We start from the raw sequence: 18,845 nt of genomic DNA, 5'->3' as shown, positions 1-18,845 counted from the left end.
GTGAGACCCGTCAGCCCATTACCATTCCTGAAGTCCAGATGCGTAGTTTTATTGCTGTTGCCGGTAATTACGATGAACAGGTTGTTTATCTGGACCCTTCCGCCGTTTCCATGAAGAAGGGAGACCGCGTCCGTGTCACGGGCGGCATCTTCGAGGGAGTCGAGGGTGAGTTTGTCCGTATTAAAGGTGACCGCCGTGTGGTGGTTTCCATCCAGGGGGTTATGGCAGTTGCTACTGCTTTCATTCATCCCTCTTTAATCGAGCTAATAAAGAATTAAAAACTCAGTGAACTCTGTGCCCTCTGTGGTGCATATTCCAATACATAAATAAATCACCATGTTGTCTTTGCAATCAGAAATCGATTCTTTGTGCGCTGTTTCGCACGAACTTCTCCATTTAGGTCTGGATGGCGAACCCATCTACTCCGACCGTTTCCGCCAATTGAATACGGATGTGTATCATCGTTGTGAGCATCTTTTCGGTTCACACGGACGTACTCTTGAAGAGGAAGCTTCTCTTTGTATCGCTTTGTTGACCGGCTATAATGCTACCATTTATAATCACGGTGATAAGGAAGATAAAATCCAGTCGGTTCTCAATCGTAGTTGGGATATCTTGGATACACTTCCCGTCTCGCTTTTGAAATGCCGTTTGTTGGTAGCCTGTTACGCCGAGGTCTTTGACGAAGAGTTGGCGGCGGAGGCACACGTAATAATAGACGGTTGGAAGGATCGGGAATTGACGAGGGAAGAGTTTGAGATTGTAGAGCATTTAAAGAGTTTGGAGGAAAATCCATATCCGAATACGGATATAGAATAATAATCTATTACTAAATTATATGTTTATATTTTAGGTGTAATAGTGCTATATATGATTTATTGGTTCGTTTTTAGTTACTTTTTGTAAATGTATAAATTTTGAAGAAAATAGGTATAATAACATTGCCACTAGATGCAAATTATGGTGGAATATTACAAGCATATGCATTAATGAGCTTTTTGAAAGAAAATGGGTATGATGTTACATTGTATAATAAGATTTATGTACGTGAAATTTCACCATTTGTTTGGCCATTAATTTATATGAAGAGATTCTTTATGAAATACATTTGGAGACAGAAGAATTTATCTGTCTTTGCGGAAAAAGATATTAAAAAGATAAATTCTCTTATTCAATCTCATACAAAATTATTTGTCGATAAATATATCTATCCTATTGTGAATATTGAGAATTTTAGATCAATAAAAAAGGAATCTGTGGATATATGGGTTGTAGGTAGTGATCAAATATGGCGTCCGGATTATTTTTTTCATGTGGAGGACGCATTTTTGGAGTTTGCTAAAGATTGGAATGTGAGAAGGATTGCGTATGCTGCTTCATTTGGTGTTGATAGGTGGATGTTTTCTAAAAAACAAACTCTTAATTGTCAACGTTTATTGAAGTTATTTTCGTTTGTTGGTGTTCGTGAAGATTCTGGGGTTATGTTATGCCGGAAATATTTTGATGTAAATTCTACCCATGTATTAGACCCGACGATGTTATTAGATGTTAATAAATATGTTGCATTAATGGGAGATATTGCAAAAAATGATCTATCTGAAAAGGGGTTGATGGTCTATATTTTGGATAAGACTATTGACAAACAAGATGCTGTGATAAAACTCCAAACAGTTCTTGGATATGATATATTTTATAATAATAATCCTAACACAAATGATATAAGTTTATCAGCGATAGAGCGAATAGCTTCTCCCGTTGAAGAGTGGTTGAAAGGTTTTTCTGATGCAAAATATGTAATTACAGATTCCTTTCACGCATGTGTCTTTTCTATTATGTTCAATAAGCCTTTTGTCGCTTATGCTAATAAAGGAAGAGGGCTTACTCGGTTTCATTCTTTATTGAGGATGTTCGATTTAGAAGATCGTTTAATTAGTTCGGTAACTGAATTAGATGAACAAAAAATAAATAAAAAAATTAATTGGGAAAAAGTTAATCAGATTCTTGATGTTAATAGAAAAAAATCTAAGGGGGATTTGTTACAAAGCTTATCAAAATGATATCTTTTTTGTTGGAAAGAGTTAAATTTAGGATTAAGTCAATCATTCTTAAATTTTCGGTAATAGAAAAGGTAAAAACATCAGATACAGATATTTATTTAACTTTTGATGATGGACCTGATCCTCTAATCACGGAATTTATTTTGGATATACTGGATAAGTATGATGCAAAAGCTACATTTTTCTGTATTGGAGAAAAGGTGCATGAATATCCTTTGTTGTATAGGAAAATAAAGGAAAGAGGACATGCAATTGGTAATCATACTTATTCTCATTTAAAGGGTGTTGATGTCAGGAGTCAAGATTATGTGAAGGATGTGTCTAAGTGTAATGATATATTGCATGCGAAGTTGTTTAGGCCGCCTTTCGGATCTTTGAAAATTATGGAGCTATTTCTCTTGAAAAAACATTATGATATAATAAAATGGTCTGTTGACATGCAAGATTATGTAAAGTTAGAGGATGTACAAACACATATTGATAAGATCACGAAACAGATAAGTGGTGGAGACATTGTGTTGTTTCATTTTTCTGAAGAACATAGTTTAAATACACTACAGCTATTACCATTGTTTTTATCACGACTTGAAAATAAAGGATTTAAATACAAGTCAATGAATGCTAGTGTTTTATGAATAAGGTTTCTGTAATAGTTCCTGTTTATAATGTTGAAGAGTATCTAGAAGAGTGCATTGATAGTATATTGAATCAGACTTATCCTAATATAGAACTGATACTGGTTGATGATGGGAGTATTGATAAGTCTGGATATATATGTGATCAATATGCTTTGGCAGATGACAGGATACATGTTATCCATAAGAAGAATAGTGGTGTAAGTGAGTCCAGGAATACAGGGATCAGCGTAGCGAGCGGAGAATTTATTTGTTTTGTCGATTCGGATGATTGGATAGATAGCAATATGATTGAATGCTTCTTGAATTTATTATTATCTAATCAAGCTGATATTTGTATCTCTTCTCATTATTTTGAAGATGTTCAAAGACAGTTGAAGATAGATAAATATAGTAAGAAGCAAGCTATCGATTTACTTCTTGCATTTTCGTTTCCGGCTTCTATGTGTTTAGGATTATATAGGACATCTTTATTTATTGGAAAATGTTTTTCTAAAGAAGTACATCATTGGGAGGATTTTTTATTTCAATATCAAGTGGTCGCAGACTCTGAAGTAGTGCTGAGGACAAACCAATGTTTTTATCATTATAGGCAGAGGCAAGGAAGTGCTAATCACTCTGGAATTAGTCAGAAAGTTATGTCTTGTATGAAAATACCTTGGATTTTAAAGAATGCTTCTCCGTCTATTCAAGAAACAGATATAGCAAATGTTTATTCATTTATGATATTTCAATGCTTCATGGCTTATGTGAGAACTGATATTCCAGATAATACCTATAGACGCGAAATAATTTTCTATATTAAAAGTAGACTATCATATGTATTGTTTTCTACTTCTATATCCTTAAAATATAAATTATCTTTAGTTCTGTTTATTATTTATCCTTATGGTACTTATTCGCTCCTCCATAAAAAATACGGTATGTGAATGATTAATAATACTTTAATGAAATTGTCTTTTTCTTCTTTTATAGCTTCAACAGGAATTTTATTCTCTAGGATAATAAAGAGAGATTCTGTTATGTTGTTTTCTAGTTTTCCGGATTATACTGATAATGCTTATGCTCTATTTCAATATATTTCTGGATCAAAGCAATATGATCATTATTTGAAAGTATGGGTACTTTCTGATAAGACAGGTTATAAAGCATGTAAAAAGGATATTTTGTCGAAAAATTCGAATACAAAAGTTGTATTTAGATTTTCATTATTAGCTTTTTGGTATTTTTTTAGGGCTAAGTTTGTTTTTTGTACTCATGGATTATATAGTTTCTGGGATATCAGTCAAAGAGATAAGTTGATAAATTTGTGGCATGGCATGCCATTAAAGCGGATAGGTTCAATGGATCCTGCCAAACATGGAGTTAATAAGACTAAAGCTCATTATTTAATTGCTACATCAGAAATTTTTAGGGAATTGATGTCTAAAAGTTTTAATAATCTGGATCTGAGTAGAGTGTTACTTGTTGGACAACCGCGCAATGATTTACTTTTTCAAAAGACAGACTTCTTTTCTAAAAGAAATATCCAAAGGACCGACTATTGTTCTGTTGGCATTTGGTTACCAACTTTCCGTACTTCGATTATTGGAGAAACAAGAACTGATGGTATTTCAACGAACGATACTATTTCTTTTTTGAATATAGCAGACTTGCAAGATCTGAATATTTTTTTATCGGAAATTAAAATTTTGTTGATTGTAAAGTTGCATCCAATGGATATATTGCAAACGGTTGATTTCCCATTGTTTACTAATATTATGATAGTGAAACAAAATGATTTTTCTTTTCAGCTTTATCCATTACTGGGGGCAACAGATTTCTTACTAACGGATTATTCTTCGGTTTGGATTGATTATGATATTTTAGATAGGCCAATGGGATTTGTAATGAATGACATAGATGAATATCAAAAGTCAAGAGGCTTGACTTTTGATAACATTAGTGAGGTTCTTCCTGGGCCTATTTTATCTGATTTAGAGTCCCTCAAGTCTTTTTTAAAAACTCCCGAAACTTATAAAAAGGAAACTCAAAACAAATTTAATTTATATAAAGATGATCAAGCTTGCTATCGGTTGATGCATGTAATAGATAAACTTAATAAAAACGGTTTGATTTTTTAGATATATGATAACTGTATATGTAATAGGGGTATTTGACTTGTTTCATCGTGGACATGTTGAGCTCTTAAAAAAAGCGAAAGGTCTTGGAGATAGGTTGGTTGTTGCTATTAATAGTGATGAAATGGTTGCTAATTATAAAAGAAAGCCTGTTATTAACGAGAATGATCGATTGGCAGTAGTTAAAGCTTGCTCCTATGTAGATGAAGCTTTTATTATTCCAGATTTGGATAATAAACTTTATGTAATTAAGTATAATGTAGATATTATAGTGCATGGTGATGATTGGACAGGTGAAGGGTACTTAAATCAGATATGTATGACTCCAGAGTTTTTGCAAAAGCATCAGATTGAATTAGTTTATCTTCCGTATACTAAAGGTATAAGTACATCTAAAATAATTAAATCTATTCAAGAGTTGAATAATGTTTTATAAGCATTTAGAAATACCTGTTTTTGTGGAGATTGATAATAGAGTACTTGGTAGAGTTGATAAAATGCTCACATCCAGTCATCTGTTTTTCTCTCATAAAACTTTAGTGACTTCTCCTGAATTATATACTCTTTACAGTCACTTTATAGATAGTAATAAATTTGATAGTTTAATTCTTGTCCAAGGAGGAAAGGTAGAAGAATACTCTTTATTGAAAAAACAATGTGATAATTTAGATACACTTTTTATTGCGTTTGGTGGAGGTAGTATTTTAGATATTGTCAAGTATGCGGCAACAGATATGAATATCCCTTACATAGCCATGCCATCAACACTTTCTAACGATGCTATTTATTCTCCAGTTGCACGCTTAACGTGTAATGAGAAGAAAAAAAGTTTTGGAGTTAAACCTCCTATCGGAATTGTAGTGGATTTATCGATTGTGAAGAAGTCTCCCAAGCAGTTGATTTTGGCAGGTGTAGGTGATCTTTTATCAAATTTGAGTGCTGTAAAGGACTGGGAGTTATCTAGACTTTCCACAGGAGAAAAGATTGATGAATTATCTTTTATGTTGGCAAAAGAAGCTGCTGTTTCTATTTTAAGATATTCTGAGAAAGATTTATATACAGATGTATTTTTAGCTGATCTTGCAAGGGGGTTAATAACTTCCGGATTATCCATGATACATTCTGGCAATACACGTGGGACGAGTGGTTCTGAGCATTTAATGAGTCACGCCATTGATGAATATTTTTCTGACAAGTCTACTATACATGGTATTCAAGTGGCGTGGGCGCATTTGTTGATAGAGAAACTGCTGAGAACTGAAAGTGAGTATAATATGATAAACAGTTATTTCTCTCGAATCGGTTTAAATAGCATGATAAAACAGTATATCCAATTTTCCGAGATTGATTTTATGAAAATGATACCTTTAGCTAAAATGATAAGAAATAGGTATACTGTTTTGAACTTAGTGGGAAGATAGGGGAAATTTAAATTGTTTTATGTATGCTAATAGCTGTGGATAAATGTTGATGAAATTTAATGCCTCTAAATACTCTAATTATATAACCTTATTTTATTGTATTTCTTTTTTCTTAGTTATAAATGGTGGTTTATTTTCTTTTTTGACTAAAGGTACTCCATTTACGATCTGGAGGCAAATTTTGACATTTATAGGTTTTTCCCTTTTGATGTGCTCTTTTGGAAGGTATAAAAATCGTTCGTTGATAAAGATAGAAAAAGATTTATTGTTACTAACATTTTTATGTATACCGTATTGTATATACGCCTTTTTTTTTCAAGGATATGGCTTAATTAGAGTTGGATTTGCTTTATGGATGTATACCGCAGGATTTCATGTGGTTTTGTTTTCATCGTATTTATTAAATTCTTCAAAATATAATCCACGTTCTATATTTAAGTTTTTTTCGTTGCTTGGACTGTTTTTATCAATAGGGCTTATTATTGATAGCCAAACATTGCTTTTTAAATTTTTGGTATTAAGCGCTCATGAAGATATATCTTATTTGGCAGAGGAAGATTTAGCTATGAATCGTTGTAGCTTCTTAGCTGAGTCTGTTAGCACATTTGGGGTTTATTTCTCTTTCTGCGTACTCTCATCATTTTATTTACTATATCATTCCTCAAAAACGAAGAGCCAATTTTTTTATTTGTTATGTTCTTTTCTTCCTTTAATAGGATCTTGGTTTACGGGATCCCGACAAATATTTGTGATTGTATTATTAATGTTTTTTGCTGGTTTTGTCTATTATGTGATTTGTGCAAAAGGGAATCGGGTTATTTTATTGGTAATTTTTTCTATAATACTTATTGCATCAGGTTCAGTAATTACTTCATTATTATCTTCTAATGAATATCTTTTGGAAAGGTATCTTGGGGATGACAAATCTACTAGTAAAGCTGATGATACTAGGATACGGCAATGGAAGAATGGTATTGATTACATGCAGGAAAATAAATTAGTCCTATTGATAGGTCATGGGGTTGGTAGTGTTCCTATAAAGGGGGGTAGAGAGGGCGAATTTATTGGGAGTAATTATGAAAATACCTTTCTAGCTAAAATGGTTGACGTAGGTTTATTTGGCATTGTGCTGGTGTTGTTTCCGGTTATAAAAATCTTCTCATTATTACGTAAGTATAAAAAGAAAAGCATTTTTGATTATTTGATATTAGTGCTGCTATTTAATTATCTTTTTGTAGCATTTGTTTCTCCAAATGGTGCAACTCTATCAACACAATATATAATGTTTTTAGTTCTCAGTATTTATATTCATAGGGAAAAATTTGAATTAGAAAATAAATATGCTTCTTGTTAATCGTTCATTATATTGCAATTATATACCACAAGAATTGGTCTCTTTATATGGCTCTCAATGTGTGACAAATTTTTGTAGTAATCTTATTGAGGGTAACTGTTTTAGTAAAGTGTATTCAGAAGTTCCTCTGAATGTGAGAAAAAATATATTGGCGGAATTACCTTCAATTCAGAAAGTAAAATTTATTCAGGTTCGTGTATTTGGAAGTTTTCCAATGCTAAGGCATTTAAATTATTTGGTGGAAAATTTGTTAATAGTCAGTCTGTTACGCAATGATGATTCTATTTGGTTTTATAATCTTGAAAGGCATAACTTACTTGCTTTTATGCTTTTGAAAGTAATCTATCGTAAGAAAATTTATGTTTTACTAGCAGACCATACTCCATCTAATAGGCTTTTTTCTATAACTAAAGTTGCGGAAATATGTTTGTCTAGATTTGTTGATGGAATTTTGGCTTTGTCGGAACGTTTAACAATACAAAACAAAAATATAGTTTATATGCCTGGAATTGTTCCAATGAATGCCATCAACTCTATAAAAGAAACTAATGGGGAAATTGTAAAAAATGCATTTTTCTTTTCTGGTGCATTAAAAAAGGTGACAGGTATAAAGATGGCATTAGATGTTTTTTCCGAATTGCCAAAGTGTGAACTTTACGTATCTGGTAGAGGGGAGGATGAATCGTTGGTGATGAAATATGCTTCTAAATATGCGAATATACATTATTTGGGATATCTAAATTACACAGATTATCTTTCTTATTTGAAAAGATTTACAGTATGTCTAAGTTTTAGAGATCCTAATCTGGCTGAAAATAAAAATAATTTCCCATCAAAAATTATAGAATACTTGGCGTGTAATAAGCTAGTTGTTTCTACAATAAGCTATCCTGAGTTGAAAGATATTAATTATGTTTACTCTAATTTTGATAAGGAACAACTTAAAATGTGCATTCTTCAGTTATCTCAGATGAATGATGCTTGGTTTGAGAAATATTCAAACCATAGAGACGCTTTACTGCACTATTTTTCTCCGATGGCATGGAGTAATGCTTTTAATAGAGTTGAATCTATAAACAAAGGATTATGAAACAAATTGATGTTATATTTGTAACGCCATTGCCGGCCTTTTATAAAGTGAATCTCTTGAATAGACTGTGCGAAAAAAAGCGTGTTTTTGTGATTTTTCTTTATGAAATGAATAGTCGGAGAAATAAAGATTTTGTTTCTCAAGGGATTAAATTTGACTATGTTATTTTATCGAAGTTACAAGGCTCTCGTTTGATTTATCTATGGCGGTTGTTAAAGCGTGATTATTCATATCGCAGTTTAATTCTATCGGGGTGGGATTCTTTTTATCTCTGGTTTTTAGCTTTTCTCTCTCCAAAGAGTAAAAATGCAGTGGTGGTAGAATCAACTTATTATGAGTCGTCTATTAGAGGTTTGCGAGGACTGTTAAAAAGATTTTTTTTAAAACGAATATACTTGGCTTACGCTTCGGGAGAACCACATATTGAATTATTGAAACTTTTGTCTTTTTCGGGAAAAATAATCAAAACAAAAGGAGTTGGAGTTTTTAATTATGTGAATCAACCTTCCTTTGTTTATAAGACACAAATTCGGAACTTTTTATATGTTGGTCGTTTGTCGGAAGAAAAAAATCTTAAACTTCTGATTGATGTGTTCAATTCTTTACCAGATTTAAAATTGAATATTATAGGTTTTGGTCCTCAAGAGGAGGTATTGAAAAAAATGGCGTCATTTAATATCTCTTTTTTAGGGGCTATCTCTAATGATAAGATATTTCATTATTACCAGAGTAATGATGTTTTTGTTTTGCCTTCTAAATCAGAGCCATGGGGATTGGTTATTGAGGAGGCTATGAATAATGGGTTACCAGTAATTGTAAGCAATAAAGTAGGGTGTTCTATGGACCTTGTGGCAGAAGATGTAAATGGGATTAGATTTGATTTGGATGATAGAAATTCTTTAAAAAATGCCGTGCTGAAAATTTGCAATCCTATCTATTATAATGTATTAGCTAAAAATATTTCATGTTATAATTTTGAGGAAAGATCTCAAAAGTACGTCGCTTCATTTTTTTATATGGAGTAAATATGGGGGCTCGTATTTCAAAACGGATAGAGTGGATTGATGTTGCAAAAGGTATTTGTATTGTTTTAATGGTAGTTGGGCATACTCGGTTACCATCGATTATTTCGAATTGGATTTGGTCATTCCATATGCCTTTCTTCTTTTTTATATCTGGAATGACTTTTAAAGTAGGAAACTATAAATCTTTGAACTTTTTTTTATATCGCAAGTTGCGTACTTTATTAGTTCCTTTTTTTGTGTTTTCTATTCTAGTCATAGGAATATCTGAATCTTATGAAGTAAATACATTTAAGGATAGGTTTTTAGAAGTGCTTGTTCATGGATGGGGGGGCATTGCGTTGTGGTTTGTACCTATATTATTTCTGGCTGAGCTTTTATATTATATTTTTTATCATTTACTGAGTCGTAATAAAAAGTTCTTTGTAGTGATTTTGATTGTATTTGCTTATCTTAGCTATTGGTTATCAGAGGTGCACCTTTTATTGCCATGGGCTATTTCTTCAGTTTTCTTAGCCGTAAGTTTTCTGGGTTTAGGTAATAAATTGGCTGATTTTATTTTAAATGTATGGAGAGATAAGTCTGTCAAGAAGACTTTTAGTTTTTTACTTATATCATTTTGTATCGGTGGACTAATTGCTCAATTTTATCATTTAGATATGTGCTACAACATTATAACTTCTTTAATACCAGTATATATAGGCGCAATATTAGGTATTTTGTTTATTATTCAATTATCAATGTTATTGACTAAATATATGGAATATACTGTATTAAAGCCTTGGTTTTATATCTTTTCATATTGGGGCAAGAATACATTTTTTGTGTTAGCATTTTCTCAATGCATACAACTATGCTTAATTCAAGGAATGAATTCTATGGATATTTCTCCGGTTCTGTCTTCGGTAATACGCCATGTTTCCATGTGGGTAATATTATTTCTTATAACAGAGCTTTTTAATAGAAAATTATCTTGGATATTAGGGAAATGATCTGTTTGGTAATTTGTGTAGCTTTGATGTCATTGTATATGTTATTGTGTAAGCGTTCCCAAATGATGTCTTGAAATGTTCTCATTGGGCTTTTATCTTTGCCGCAATTTAAATATAAATATTTATATACAGTAGTGATTGTTCGGAATGAGAGACGAGTGCCTATTGGCATTCATTTGAAAGACGCATATAATGTTTTGGACGTTTACAAAAACGAATAGGTTTATAAGGTGATAAATTTCATTTATGATAAATATTATAGATAAGACCAAATGTTGCGGCTGCAATGCTTGTGGAGATGCATGTGCTCATGGCGCAATAACATTCAAGACTGATATTGAAGGTTTTTGGTATCCGACAGTGAATAAGGATAAATGTGTAAATTGTGAATTATGCGAGAAAGTGTGTCCCATAATCAATATAAAGGAATTGAAGAAGAATGACCTTTCGCAACCGGTGTACTATGCGGCCGAACATAAAAATATGGAGGTTGTATTTGATTCCACTTCTGGAGGCTTATTCTCGGCTTTGGCTGATATTATGTACAAAGACAAGGGGTATGTGGGTGGCGCAGTATTTAATGAAGATTTTTCTGTTCGCCAATACATTTCCAATGACAAGACTGATCTTCCCCGTATCAGGAGTTCCAAGTATTTGCAGAGTTCTTTTGAGGGGTTCTTTGTACAGGTTAGAAAATTATTGTGTGCAGGGGAAAAGATTCTCATTTGTGGAAGTCCCTGCCAGATGACTGCTTTGCGTGCTTTCCTTCGCAAAGATTATGATAATCTAATTATTGTTGATTACATCTGTCGTGGTATTAATTCTCCTAAAGTATGGCGTAAGTACCTTGATTCGTTTGAGGAGCGCTATGGTTCTAAGGTTATTTATTGTAAGGCTAAGTCGAAAGAATACGGTTGGCGCAACCTTACGCAGAAAGTGATTTTAGCCAACGGCAAGCATGTTTATGAGACTAAGGACCAGTCAAACTATACCAAGGGATATCTGCAAACCAATGTTTACTGTCGCCCTTCATGCTATGAGTGTAAGTTCAAAGGATATCCACGTATAGCCGACATTACTCTTGCCGATTTTTGGGGGATAGAGAAAATCAATACTTCTATGGATAAAAACCTTGGTACGTCACTCGTGATGGTTAACTCGAAGAAAGGCAAAGCCTATTTTGAGAGGACCAAGCAGCGCATCAATTATCTTGAAGTACCATTTTCTCTGGCAGAAAAAAGTAACCCTGCCCTCAATCAGCCTTTGGGTACTCCCTTGGTAAACCGCAATCAATTTTTTAAAGACTTGGACCGGATGACTTTCACAGAACTTGCCAATAAATATATCTTGCCATGTAAACAGGGTAAAAAACAGTTTGTTAAGGATAGGCTCGGCTATGTTTGCACCATTATGAAAACCACGCAAATGCGTCCACGTCCACTCTGGCAGTTACTGAAATACAATACTATCGGTGAAATCTTTCGCGGCAATATATTGTTGCCTGCTCCTTATTGCATCATTCATATAAACAAAACTGCCACTATCCGCAAGCAAGGCATCACATTTCTTGGACAAAAGGTAAAATTCCGTAAATCAAAGCTTGAAACACGCTTGTCGGTAGATGCAGGAGCTACGCTTAATCTCGGCCCTGGAACCATCATCGGTTACGGTTCAGACATAGAGATATTCAGTGGTGCCACACTTACTTTTAAAGGGCATGGTGGTTCCAATATCGGATTGACAGTTGTTTGTGGTGAGCATATTGAATTTGGTGATAGGGTGATGATAGGACGCAATGTTACTGTCAGGGACAATAATGGATCACATTATATCAATCGTCAGGGATATAAGAATACAAAACCTGTAATTATTGGTGATAAGGCATGGTTATGTGAATCTTGCACTATTATGAATGGAGTCAGGATTGGAGATGGGGCGATTATTGGTGCAAAATCTTTTGTTATAAGTAATGTTCCGGCACATGCCATGGTTTCAGGGCATCCGGCTCAAATAGTCGATGAGGATATTTTATGGAAATATTAATTAGAAAAAATAAGTATATGAATTTAAAAGAATTTGTTGCGAACTTCGCAGAACAGTTTGATGACACAGATGCGTCAGAAATCCAGGCTTACACCGAATTTCATGAACTCGACGAGTGGGGAAGTCTTGCAGGTATGGGCGTGATCGCCATGGTAAAGACCATTTATGGTAAAACTATTACTGGTAAGGAAATCCGTGAGTGTATTACTGTAGAGGATTTGTTTAATCTTGTAGCTGAAAAGTAAAAATGGATATATTCAATCCTTTCACACTCAAGGGAAAGACAATTCTCGTGACTGGAGCATCATCTGGGATAGGCCGCGGCATAGCCATAGCCTGTTCCAAGATGGGAGCGTCTGTGATAATCAATGGCAGAAATGAGCAAAGACTTGCAGAAACATTGCGGGAAATGCGAGGGGAAGAAAATCTCTCATTGATTGCCGATCTCAGCCAAACAGATGCTGTTGCAATCATGGTCAGACAACTGCCTAAATTGGATGGTGTCGTACATTGTGCCGGAATTGGACAGCGGATTTTGTGTAAGCAGCTTCAAGAAAGCGACCTTGATAATATGATGGATGTAAATTTTAAAGCCCCTGTTATGTTTCAAACTGAGTTGTTAAGGCAAAAGAAAATTAACAAAGGGGCTTCTATAGTGTTCATAGCATCTATTGCCTACGATTCTCCTACTATTGGCAATGCAATGTATTGTGCATCCAAAGGTGCTGTCATTTCGTACGCCAACTGTCTGGCTTTAGAGCTTGCTCCAAGATTGATAAGAGTGAACTGTATTCTTCCTGCTATGATTTGGACAGATCTCATTTACAAGGGAGGCATCACGGAGGAAGAGTTGAAAGAGGACGAAAAGAAATATCCTCTCAAGCGCTATGGAAAACCGGAAGATGTTGCCAACCTGTCCGTTTATCTATTGTCGGACGCTTCCGCATGGATGACAGGATCCAGTATAAAACTGACCGGAGGGATAAGTAAATTATAATTTATAAAAAGAAAACTATGGCGTGTATAAAGGCTATTTCAATATTCTCCCCCCCCCCCTCTCTCTATGTGTGAAAATATATTGACAAATAGTGGGGCTTCAATTTTTTTTGGAAATATAGACATTACTAAGATAGCGAAGAGTGTAGGAGTAAATCAAAGATATGTGGCTACAGAGAATCAGACAGCTGCGGACATGGCTTGTGAAGCCGCTAACAAGTTGTTTGAAGAGTGGAATGTTGACCGTAAGTCTATCGATTTCATTATCTTCTCCACACAAAGCTCCGACTATTTTCTTCCTGCATCATCGTGTGTTTTGCAGCATAGACTTGGTATATCAACCACTGCTGGAGCATTTGATTTTAATTTAGGGTGCTCCGGTTATACATACGGATTAGCAATGGCTAAAAGTTTCATAGATTCAGGTTTGGCACGCAATGTATTGTTGCTCACAGGTGATACCATTTCGAAATATCTCCATCCTGAGGACAAGAACCGGATACTTTTCGGTGACAGTGCCACGGCAACGTTGATATTCAATGAGGGCCTTGCAGAAATAGGGGAAACCGTATACGGTACTGATGGAAGCGGTGCGGAGGCTATTATTGTAAAAAACTGCGGTTCAAGGCATCTTGCGCGGACAGGACATGAGGAAAAAGACGGGGCGGACAATGTTAGGCGTGACGATTATTTCTATATGAATGGTGAGCAAGTTTTCAATTTTACGATTGATCGTGTTCCACAACTAATTGATGATACGCTTAGTAAAAATAATGTAAAGAAAGAGCATATGGATTATTATGTATTTCATCAAGCAAATAAATTCATGCTCAACACCATACGTAAAGTATGTAGCATACAAAAGATAAATTCTATATTAATATAGAGAACACAGGCAACACCACGTCTTCAACAATCCCGATTGCGTTAAAACATTGTCTTGATGAGAATAAGATACAAAAGGGACAGCAAGTAATGATTGCTGGATTTGGTGTCGGATTATCGTGGGCTGCCACTGTTTTGAAATTTTAAATAAAATAATGGTTTATATTAAAGGCATATCATATTATTTGCCCGAAAGGGTGATGACTAATGAGGAATTGGTGAAAGAGTTCCCTGAATGGAGTGTTGACAAGATAGCAAGGAAGGTGGGAGTCAATTCCCGTCGCCTTGCCGCTGAAAACGAAACGGCAGGTGACATGGCCGGGAAAGCAGCCCGCAAATTGTTTGAGGAATATAGCGTCAGGCCGGAGAATATCGACTTCGTGATGCTCTGTACACAGAGTCCTGACCATTTCCTGCCATCAACAGCTTGTATTCTTCAGCATAGGCTCGGTATCCCCACGTCAGCAGGAGCATTTGATTTTAATTTAGGGTGCTCCGGTTGTATTTATGGAATGGCTTTAGCCAAAGGCATTATTACTGCGGGTGTCGCAAAGAACGTTTTATTATTGACGGCAGAGACATATACCAAGTATCTTCATCCATCTGATAAAAGCAATCGTGCCATCTTTGGCGATGGTGCAGCTGCTTGCCTTATATCTACTGAGGGATTTGCCAAAATCGGTGAGTTCTCTCTCGGCACGGATGGCAGTGGTGCGGAAAAACTTATTGTGAGGACCGGAGCTGCAAGATGCAAAGACAGTGCAGAGAAAAACGAAGTGGATGACGAGGGACATACCCGTTATGACGATTATCTCTATATGGACGGAAGCGGCATTTTCAATTTTACTCTTGAAGCGGTCCCGTCCATGATGAAAGATGTTCTGGAAAAAAATGACACAATTGCTGATAAAGTGGATTACTACATCTTTCATCAGGCCAATAAATTTATGCTCAACACCATCCGAAAGGTATGTGTGCTACCAAAAGATAAGTTCTATGTGAATCTTGAAGAGATTGGCAATACAGTTTCGTCTACTGTGTTGATTGGTTTGAAGGATTGTTTGGATAGTGGAACAATCAAGGAAGGAATGCAAGTTATGGTTACTGGATTTGGAGTCGGTCTTAGCTGGGGAGGGACGATATTACAATTTTAATATATGATTTTTGGGAAATTATGGTAACAACATTCAAACTACAGAATGGAGATGAAATCCAATCGATAGGTTTTGGTCCTGGAGGAATGGGGTACAATCCAAAAATGAAAAAACAAAGAACAGGTCTATCGCTTCTCTTTATTAGGGTAATAAACAAATTGTATCTTAGAAAAGAGAGTAGCAGAAGATATGTCAATAACGTAGCCAATGCTTTTAAAATAGGCTATAAATTGCTTGACTTTTCTGCCTCCTATGGCAATATGGATCTTATTGGAGAAGCCATACGCAGAAGTGGCGTTGATAGAAAAAGCTTGTTTATCACTACAAGAGTTAGTAATGGAGCACAACTAAATCATACTGTAAGAGAGGAGTTCCTCAGAAATATAAAAGAGATGGGGATTGACTATGTTGACCTTTTACAGTTTCATTGGCCAGTCACCGAACTATATCTTGATACATGGCGAGAGATGGAAAGGTTGAAGGATGAAGGCTATGTACGCCACCTTGGTGTGGCAAACTGTCATCAGCATCACCTTGAGGAAATATTCAAGATATGCAAGTACAAGCCGGAAATAGGACAGTTTGAGATTCATCCTTTGTTTACTCAAAAAACGCTTATAGAATACTATAAGAAAAACAATATATTAGTTGAAGCATATACGCCTATAGCACGTTATGATGACAGACTTGTTCGTTTGCCTCTACTGAAAAAATTGGAAAAGAAGTATAACAAGAACTTCATCCAAATCATTTTGCGTTGGCATATACAAAACGGCTGTATACCTTTGGTTCGTTCACTCACGCCATCTCATCAGTTGAGCAATTTCCAAATCTTCGATTTTGAGTTGTCTGACGAGGATATGAAGTTGATAGACGGTATTAACATCAATAGTCGGCTGAGGTATGACCCTGATAATTGTGATTTTTCCATTCTATAAGGGTAAGTGTCCAAAAAAGAGCACTCATTGTATGACATTTGTTCGATTTGCCTCTCTTTATTGCCTTTGTGTCGCACCTAAAAATGACAGAAAATGAATATAAGTGAATTTTTATTCCGTTATCAAACAGATGCTGCTCCTCGGAAGATTTTGATTAACACTTATTGTATCTTCTTCTGAAATTGTCACTTCAATAGCCGTTCTTATATTGGAAATAAATGCTTCTCAGTTTTATTAGGTAATCGGAAAATAAATTAATAAAATTAATGCCTGGACCATCTTCAAACAAAACCATCGCAAAGAATACTGCATTCCTGTATTTTCGTATGATGTTTACAATGATAGTATCATTATATACTTCACGTGTAATACTGCAAACTTTAGGGATTGGAAATTATGGTATTTATCAGTCCGTAGGTGGCATTGTTGGCTTTTTATCTTTTATTAATAGTGCGTTAAGTACCGGTTCATCCCGTTTCTTAACTTATGAACTTGGAACGGGTGATCTTGAAAAATTAAAGAGAACATTTTCCACAACAATGACGATTCATGCAGTGATTGCTTTTTTGGTCGTTATAATTGGAGAAACGTTGGGTATATGGTTTCTTTATAATAAGTTAGTAATACCAGCGGACCGAATGGAGGCGGCAGTCTATGTTTTCCATATATCCATACTAACAGCTGTGTTTACATTAACACAGGTACCTTATAATGCAAGTATTATTGCGCATGAAAAGATGTCAGTTTTTGCCTATATGAGTGTTCTGGAAGTTTCTGCCAAATTGGGGATAGTTTATCTGTTATCTATTGGTGATTATGATAAATTGAAATTGTATGCCTCTTTGTTATTTATTGTCCAGGTAGGGATTATTTGTATCTATCGTTTTTATTGTAGTCGGCATTTTAAAGAAACGATATATCATTTTGTATTTGATAAAGCTATATTCAAGGAAATTGCTGGCTTTTCAGGGTGGAGTTTGTTTGCCAGTGGTTCGATCGCCCTCAATAGTCAAGGGATTTTAATTTTGCTGAATATGTTTTTTGAACCCGCTGTTGTCGCCGCACGGGCTATTTCCATCCAAGTGAACATGGCAGCCGGTCAACTTGTAGATAATTTTCGTACAGCTGCTAATCCGCAGATAGTTAAGAGATTGGCCACAGGTGATTTAATGGGATCTAAGCAATTGCTACTGGTATCTACTAAGTATTCCTATTATTTGATGTTTATTATCTGTTTTCCAGTTTGTCTCTTAGCCTATCCTTTATTAAAAATATGGTTGGGGGTTGTGCCGGATTATACTGTTATATTTCTTCAACTTATAGTCATTCAGAGCTTATTTCAGGTTTTTGACACTTCTTTTTATACAGCATTATATGCTAAAGGACAGTTAAAAGAAAATGCTTTAATATCCCCTACTTTGGGTTTAATAAGTTTTCCCATAGTCTATTTTTTATTTAAAGCGGGGTATTCTCCGGTAGCTCTTTCATGGGCTAGCTTGCTGACCTATGCTACATTGGGTTTAGTAATAAAGCCTATATTGGTAGTAAAAATAGCAGGGTATTATTGGAAGGATATTTTGGGCGTTTTCAAACCGTGCTTATTAGTCACAGCTGTCGCTTTACCTATACCTATTTTTTTATATAATGTAATGGATGTTACTAATATTATGCATTTCTTTTTCATAGGAATTGTAACTGTTATAATAATTCTATTATCAATATATTGGATTGGAGTTGATGTGTTGACTAAGCAAAAAGTATGGTCATATATAAAACGGAAGTTAACATCCCAGAAAGCCGTATAAAAGTATTGCAGTCGGATGGATACAACGTGTATATGTATTGAGGTGATCAATGTAGTAGATAACCATCATATCTACCTGCTATATGCTGGGTATCCTTGTGATTTAATATCTGAAAGAATCCTTCAAATAGATACTACTTGGATATGTTTGTAATTGAAATTTATTATTAATATCCCTTTGACTAAATATTTGTAAATATTGAAACTTTCTGAACGCTAACTAATATAGGATTGATATTATGTTAATAATTGATGAATCAATTAGAATTTAGTATTGCTCTAAATTGAGTACTAACTTTTAGATATGACAAAGTTGATTTCTCTTAAAGTTGTA

General features: G+C 34.7%; 19 protein-coding genes and 1 pseudogene. All 20 read left to right on the top strand.

The window, feature by feature from the left end:
- A pseudogene (updY, locus tag KO473_RS17840) lies at nucleotides 1-278 on the top strand (capsular polysaccharide transcription antiterminator UpdY); the annotation flags it as partial.
- Nucleotides 279-336: 58 nt separating this feature from the next.
- Nucleotides 337-819 (top strand): UpxZ family transcription anti-terminator antagonist, encoded by a 483-nt coding sequence (locus tag KO473_RS17835; protein WP_005821087.1) that lies wholly within the window; start codon nucleotides 337-339, stop codon nucleotides 817-819.
- A 98-nt stretch (nucleotides 820-917) separates the two neighbouring features.
- A complete protein-coding gene (locus KO473_RS17830) occupies nucleotides 918-2,057 on the top strand; it encodes a polysaccharide pyruvyl transferase family protein (RefSeq protein WP_005821085.1) in 1,140 nt (379 codons plus the stop codon).
- Nucleotides 2,054-2,692: a polysaccharide deacetylase family protein gene (locus KO473_RS17825; RefSeq protein ID WP_005821083.1), complete on the top strand. Its 639-nt coding sequence runs from the start codon at nucleotides 2,054-2,056 to the stop codon at nucleotides 2,690-2,692. Before KO473_RS17830 ends, KO473_RS17825 begins: the two co-directional genes overlap by 4 nt.
- Nucleotides 2,689-3,621, top strand: a complete 933-nt coding sequence (locus KO473_RS17820) for a glycosyltransferase family 2 protein (protein ID WP_122130636.1) — start codon at nucleotides 2,689-2,691, stop codon at nucleotides 3,619-3,621. Before KO473_RS17825 ends, KO473_RS17820 begins: the two co-directional genes overlap by 4 nt.
- On the top strand, nucleotides 3,622-4,815 hold the full coding sequence (locus KO473_RS17815) for a CDP-glycerol glycerophosphotransferase family protein (RefSeq protein WP_005821079.1): 1,194 nt from the start codon (nucleotides 3,622-3,624) through the stop codon (nucleotides 4,813-4,815).
- A gap of 4 nt (nucleotides 4,816-4,819) precedes the next feature.
- Nucleotides 4,820-5,248 carry an adenylyltransferase/cytidyltransferase family protein gene (locus KO473_RS17810; RefSeq protein ID WP_005821077.1) on the top strand — a complete coding sequence of 143 codons (429 nt, stop codon included), beginning with the start codon at nucleotides 4,820-4,822 and terminating at the stop codon, nucleotides 5,246-5,248.
- The gene (locus KO473_RS17805) at nucleotides 5,238-6,233 is read left to right on the top strand and encodes an iron-containing alcohol dehydrogenase (RefSeq protein WP_005821075.1); all 996 of its coding nucleotides are present in this window, start codon (nucleotides 5,238-5,240) and stop codon (nucleotides 6,231-6,233) included. Before KO473_RS17810 ends, KO473_RS17805 begins: the two co-directional genes overlap by 11 nt.
- A 43-nt stretch (nucleotides 6,234-6,276) precedes the next feature.
- Entirely contained in the window at nucleotides 6,277-7,587 is a 1,311-nt protein-coding gene (locus tag KO473_RS17800; RefSeq protein ID WP_005821073.1) for an O-antigen ligase, read from the top strand.
- Nucleotides 7,574-8,677, top strand: a complete 1,104-nt coding sequence (locus tag KO473_RS17795) for a glycosyltransferase (RefSeq protein WP_005821071.1) — start codon at nucleotides 7,574-7,576, stop codon at nucleotides 8,675-8,677. The genes KO473_RS17800 and KO473_RS17795 overlap by 14 nt, the downstream gene beginning before the upstream one ends.
- Nucleotides 8,674-9,702, top strand: a complete 1,029-nt coding sequence (locus tag KO473_RS17790) for a glycosyltransferase (RefSeq protein WP_005821069.1) — start codon at nucleotides 8,674-8,676, stop codon at nucleotides 9,700-9,702. Before KO473_RS17795 ends, KO473_RS17790 begins: the two co-directional genes overlap by 4 nt.
- A gap of 2 nt (nucleotides 9,703-9,704) precedes the next feature.
- Nucleotides 9,705-10,691: an acyltransferase family protein gene (locus KO473_RS17785; protein ID WP_005781548.1), complete on the top strand. Its 987-nt coding sequence runs from the start codon at nucleotides 9,705-9,707 to the stop codon at nucleotides 10,689-10,691.
- A gap of 246 nt (nucleotides 10,692-10,937) precedes the next feature.
- Nucleotides 10,938-12,734 carry a Coenzyme F420 hydrogenase/dehydrogenase, beta subunit C-terminal domain gene (locus KO473_RS17780; protein ID WP_005821067.1) on the top strand — a complete coding sequence of 599 codons (1,797 nt, stop codon included), beginning with the start codon at nucleotides 10,938-10,940 and terminating at the stop codon, nucleotides 12,732-12,734.
- Between the two features lie 17 nt (nucleotides 12,735-12,751).
- Complete coding sequence (locus KO473_RS17775) at nucleotides 12,752-12,979, top strand: hypothetical protein (protein ID WP_005781543.1); 228 nt, start codon at nucleotides 12,752-12,754, stop codon at nucleotides 12,977-12,979.
- Between the two features lie 2 nt (nucleotides 12,980-12,981).
- Nucleotides 12,982-13,731 carry an SDR family NAD(P)-dependent oxidoreductase gene (locus tag KO473_RS17770; protein WP_005821063.1) on the top strand — a complete coding sequence of 250 codons (750 nt, stop codon included), beginning with the start codon at nucleotides 12,982-12,984 and terminating at the stop codon, nucleotides 13,729-13,731.
- Between the two features lie 165 nt (nucleotides 13,732-13,896).
- Entirely contained in the window at nucleotides 13,897-14,616 is a 720-nt protein-coding gene (locus KO473_RS17765; RefSeq protein ID WP_232303455.1) for a ketoacyl-ACP synthase III, read from the top strand.
- Entirely contained in the window at nucleotides 14,607-14,762 is a 156-nt protein-coding gene (locus tag KO473_RS23525) for a 3-oxoacyl-[acyl-carrier-protein] synthase III C-terminal domain-containing protein (protein ID WP_082193021.1), read from the top strand. Before KO473_RS17765 ends, KO473_RS23525 begins: the two co-directional genes overlap by 10 nt.
- 8 nt (nucleotides 14,763-14,770) lie before the next feature.
- A complete protein-coding gene (locus KO473_RS17760; protein WP_005821059.1) occupies nucleotides 14,771-15,769 on the top strand; it encodes a 3-oxoacyl-ACP synthase III family protein in 999 nt (332 codons plus the stop codon).
- Nucleotides 15,770-15,789: 20 nt separating this feature from the next.
- Entirely contained in the window at nucleotides 15,790-16,707 is a 918-nt protein-coding gene (locus tag KO473_RS17755) for an aldo/keto reductase (RefSeq protein WP_005821057.1), read from the top strand.
- Nucleotides 16,708-16,973: 266 nt separating this feature from the next.
- Entirely contained in the window at nucleotides 16,974-18,512 is a 1,539-nt protein-coding gene (locus tag KO473_RS17750) for a hypothetical protein (RefSeq protein ID WP_005781532.1), read from the top strand.
- Nucleotides 18,513-18,845: the final 333 nt, after the last annotated feature.

Source organism: Bacteroides sp. HF-4919, assembly GCF_018860125.1.
Note: the sequence above shows the minus strand (reverse complement) of the source record. Positions and strands in the feature narration are given on the sequence as shown.

Excerpts from the sequence above, each read along its gene's own strand:
- KO473_RS17795 (WP_005821071.1), top strand. The coding sequence starts at position 7,574 with ATGCTTCTTGTTAATCGTTCATTATATTGCAATTATATACCACAAGAA.
- KO473_RS17775 (WP_005781543.1), top strand. The coding sequence starts at position 12,752 with ATGAATTTAAAAGAATTTGTTGCGAACTTCGCAGAACAGTTTGATGAC.
- KO473_RS17820 (WP_122130636.1), top strand. The coding sequence starts at position 2,689 with ATGAATAAGGTTTCTGTAATAGTTCCTGTTTATAATGTTGAAGAGTAT.
- KO473_RS17780 (WP_005821067.1), top strand. The coding sequence starts at position 10,938 with ATGATAAATATTATAGATAAGACCAAATGTTGCGGCTGCAATGCTTGT.
- KO473_RS17755 (WP_005821057.1), top strand. The coding sequence starts at position 15,790 with ATGGTAACAACATTCAAACTACAGAATGGAGATGAAATCCAATCGATA.
- KO473_RS17790 (WP_005821069.1), top strand. The coding sequence starts at position 8,674 with ATGAAACAAATTGATGTTATATTTGTAACGCCATTGCCGGCCTTTTAT.
- KO473_RS17835 (WP_005821087.1), top strand. The coding sequence starts at position 337 with ATGTTGTCTTTGCAATCAGAAATCGATTCTTTGTGCGCTGTTTCGCAC.
- KO473_RS17785 (WP_005781548.1), top strand. The coding sequence starts at position 9,705 with ATGGGGGCTCGTATTTCAAAACGGATAGAGTGGATTGATGTTGCAAAA.
- KO473_RS17750 (WP_005781532.1), top strand. The coding sequence starts at position 16,974 with ATGCCTGGACCATCTTCAAACAAAACCATCGCAAAGAATACTGCATTC.
- KO473_RS17800 (WP_005821073.1), top strand. The coding sequence starts at position 6,277 with ATGTTGATGAAATTTAATGCCTCTAAATACTCTAATTATATAACCTTA.
- KO473_RS17760 (WP_005821059.1), top strand. The coding sequence starts at position 14,771 with ATGGTTTATATTAAAGGCATATCATATTATTTGCCCGAAAGGGTGATG.
- KO473_RS17825 (WP_005821083.1), top strand. The coding sequence starts at position 2,054 with ATGATATCTTTTTTGTTGGAAAGAGTTAAATTTAGGATTAAGTCAATC.
- KO473_RS17815 (WP_005821079.1), top strand. The coding sequence starts at position 3,622 with ATGATTAATAATACTTTAATGAAATTGTCTTTTTCTTCTTTTATAGCT.
- KO473_RS17770 (WP_005821063.1), top strand. The coding sequence starts at position 12,982 with ATGGATATATTCAATCCTTTCACACTCAAGGGAAAGACAATTCTCGTG.
- KO473_RS17810 (WP_005821077.1), top strand. The coding sequence starts at position 4,820 with ATGATAACTGTATATGTAATAGGGGTATTTGACTTGTTTCATCGTGGA.
- KO473_RS17805 (WP_005821075.1), top strand. The coding sequence starts at position 5,238 with ATGTTTTATAAGCATTTAGAAATACCTGTTTTTGTGGAGATTGATAAT.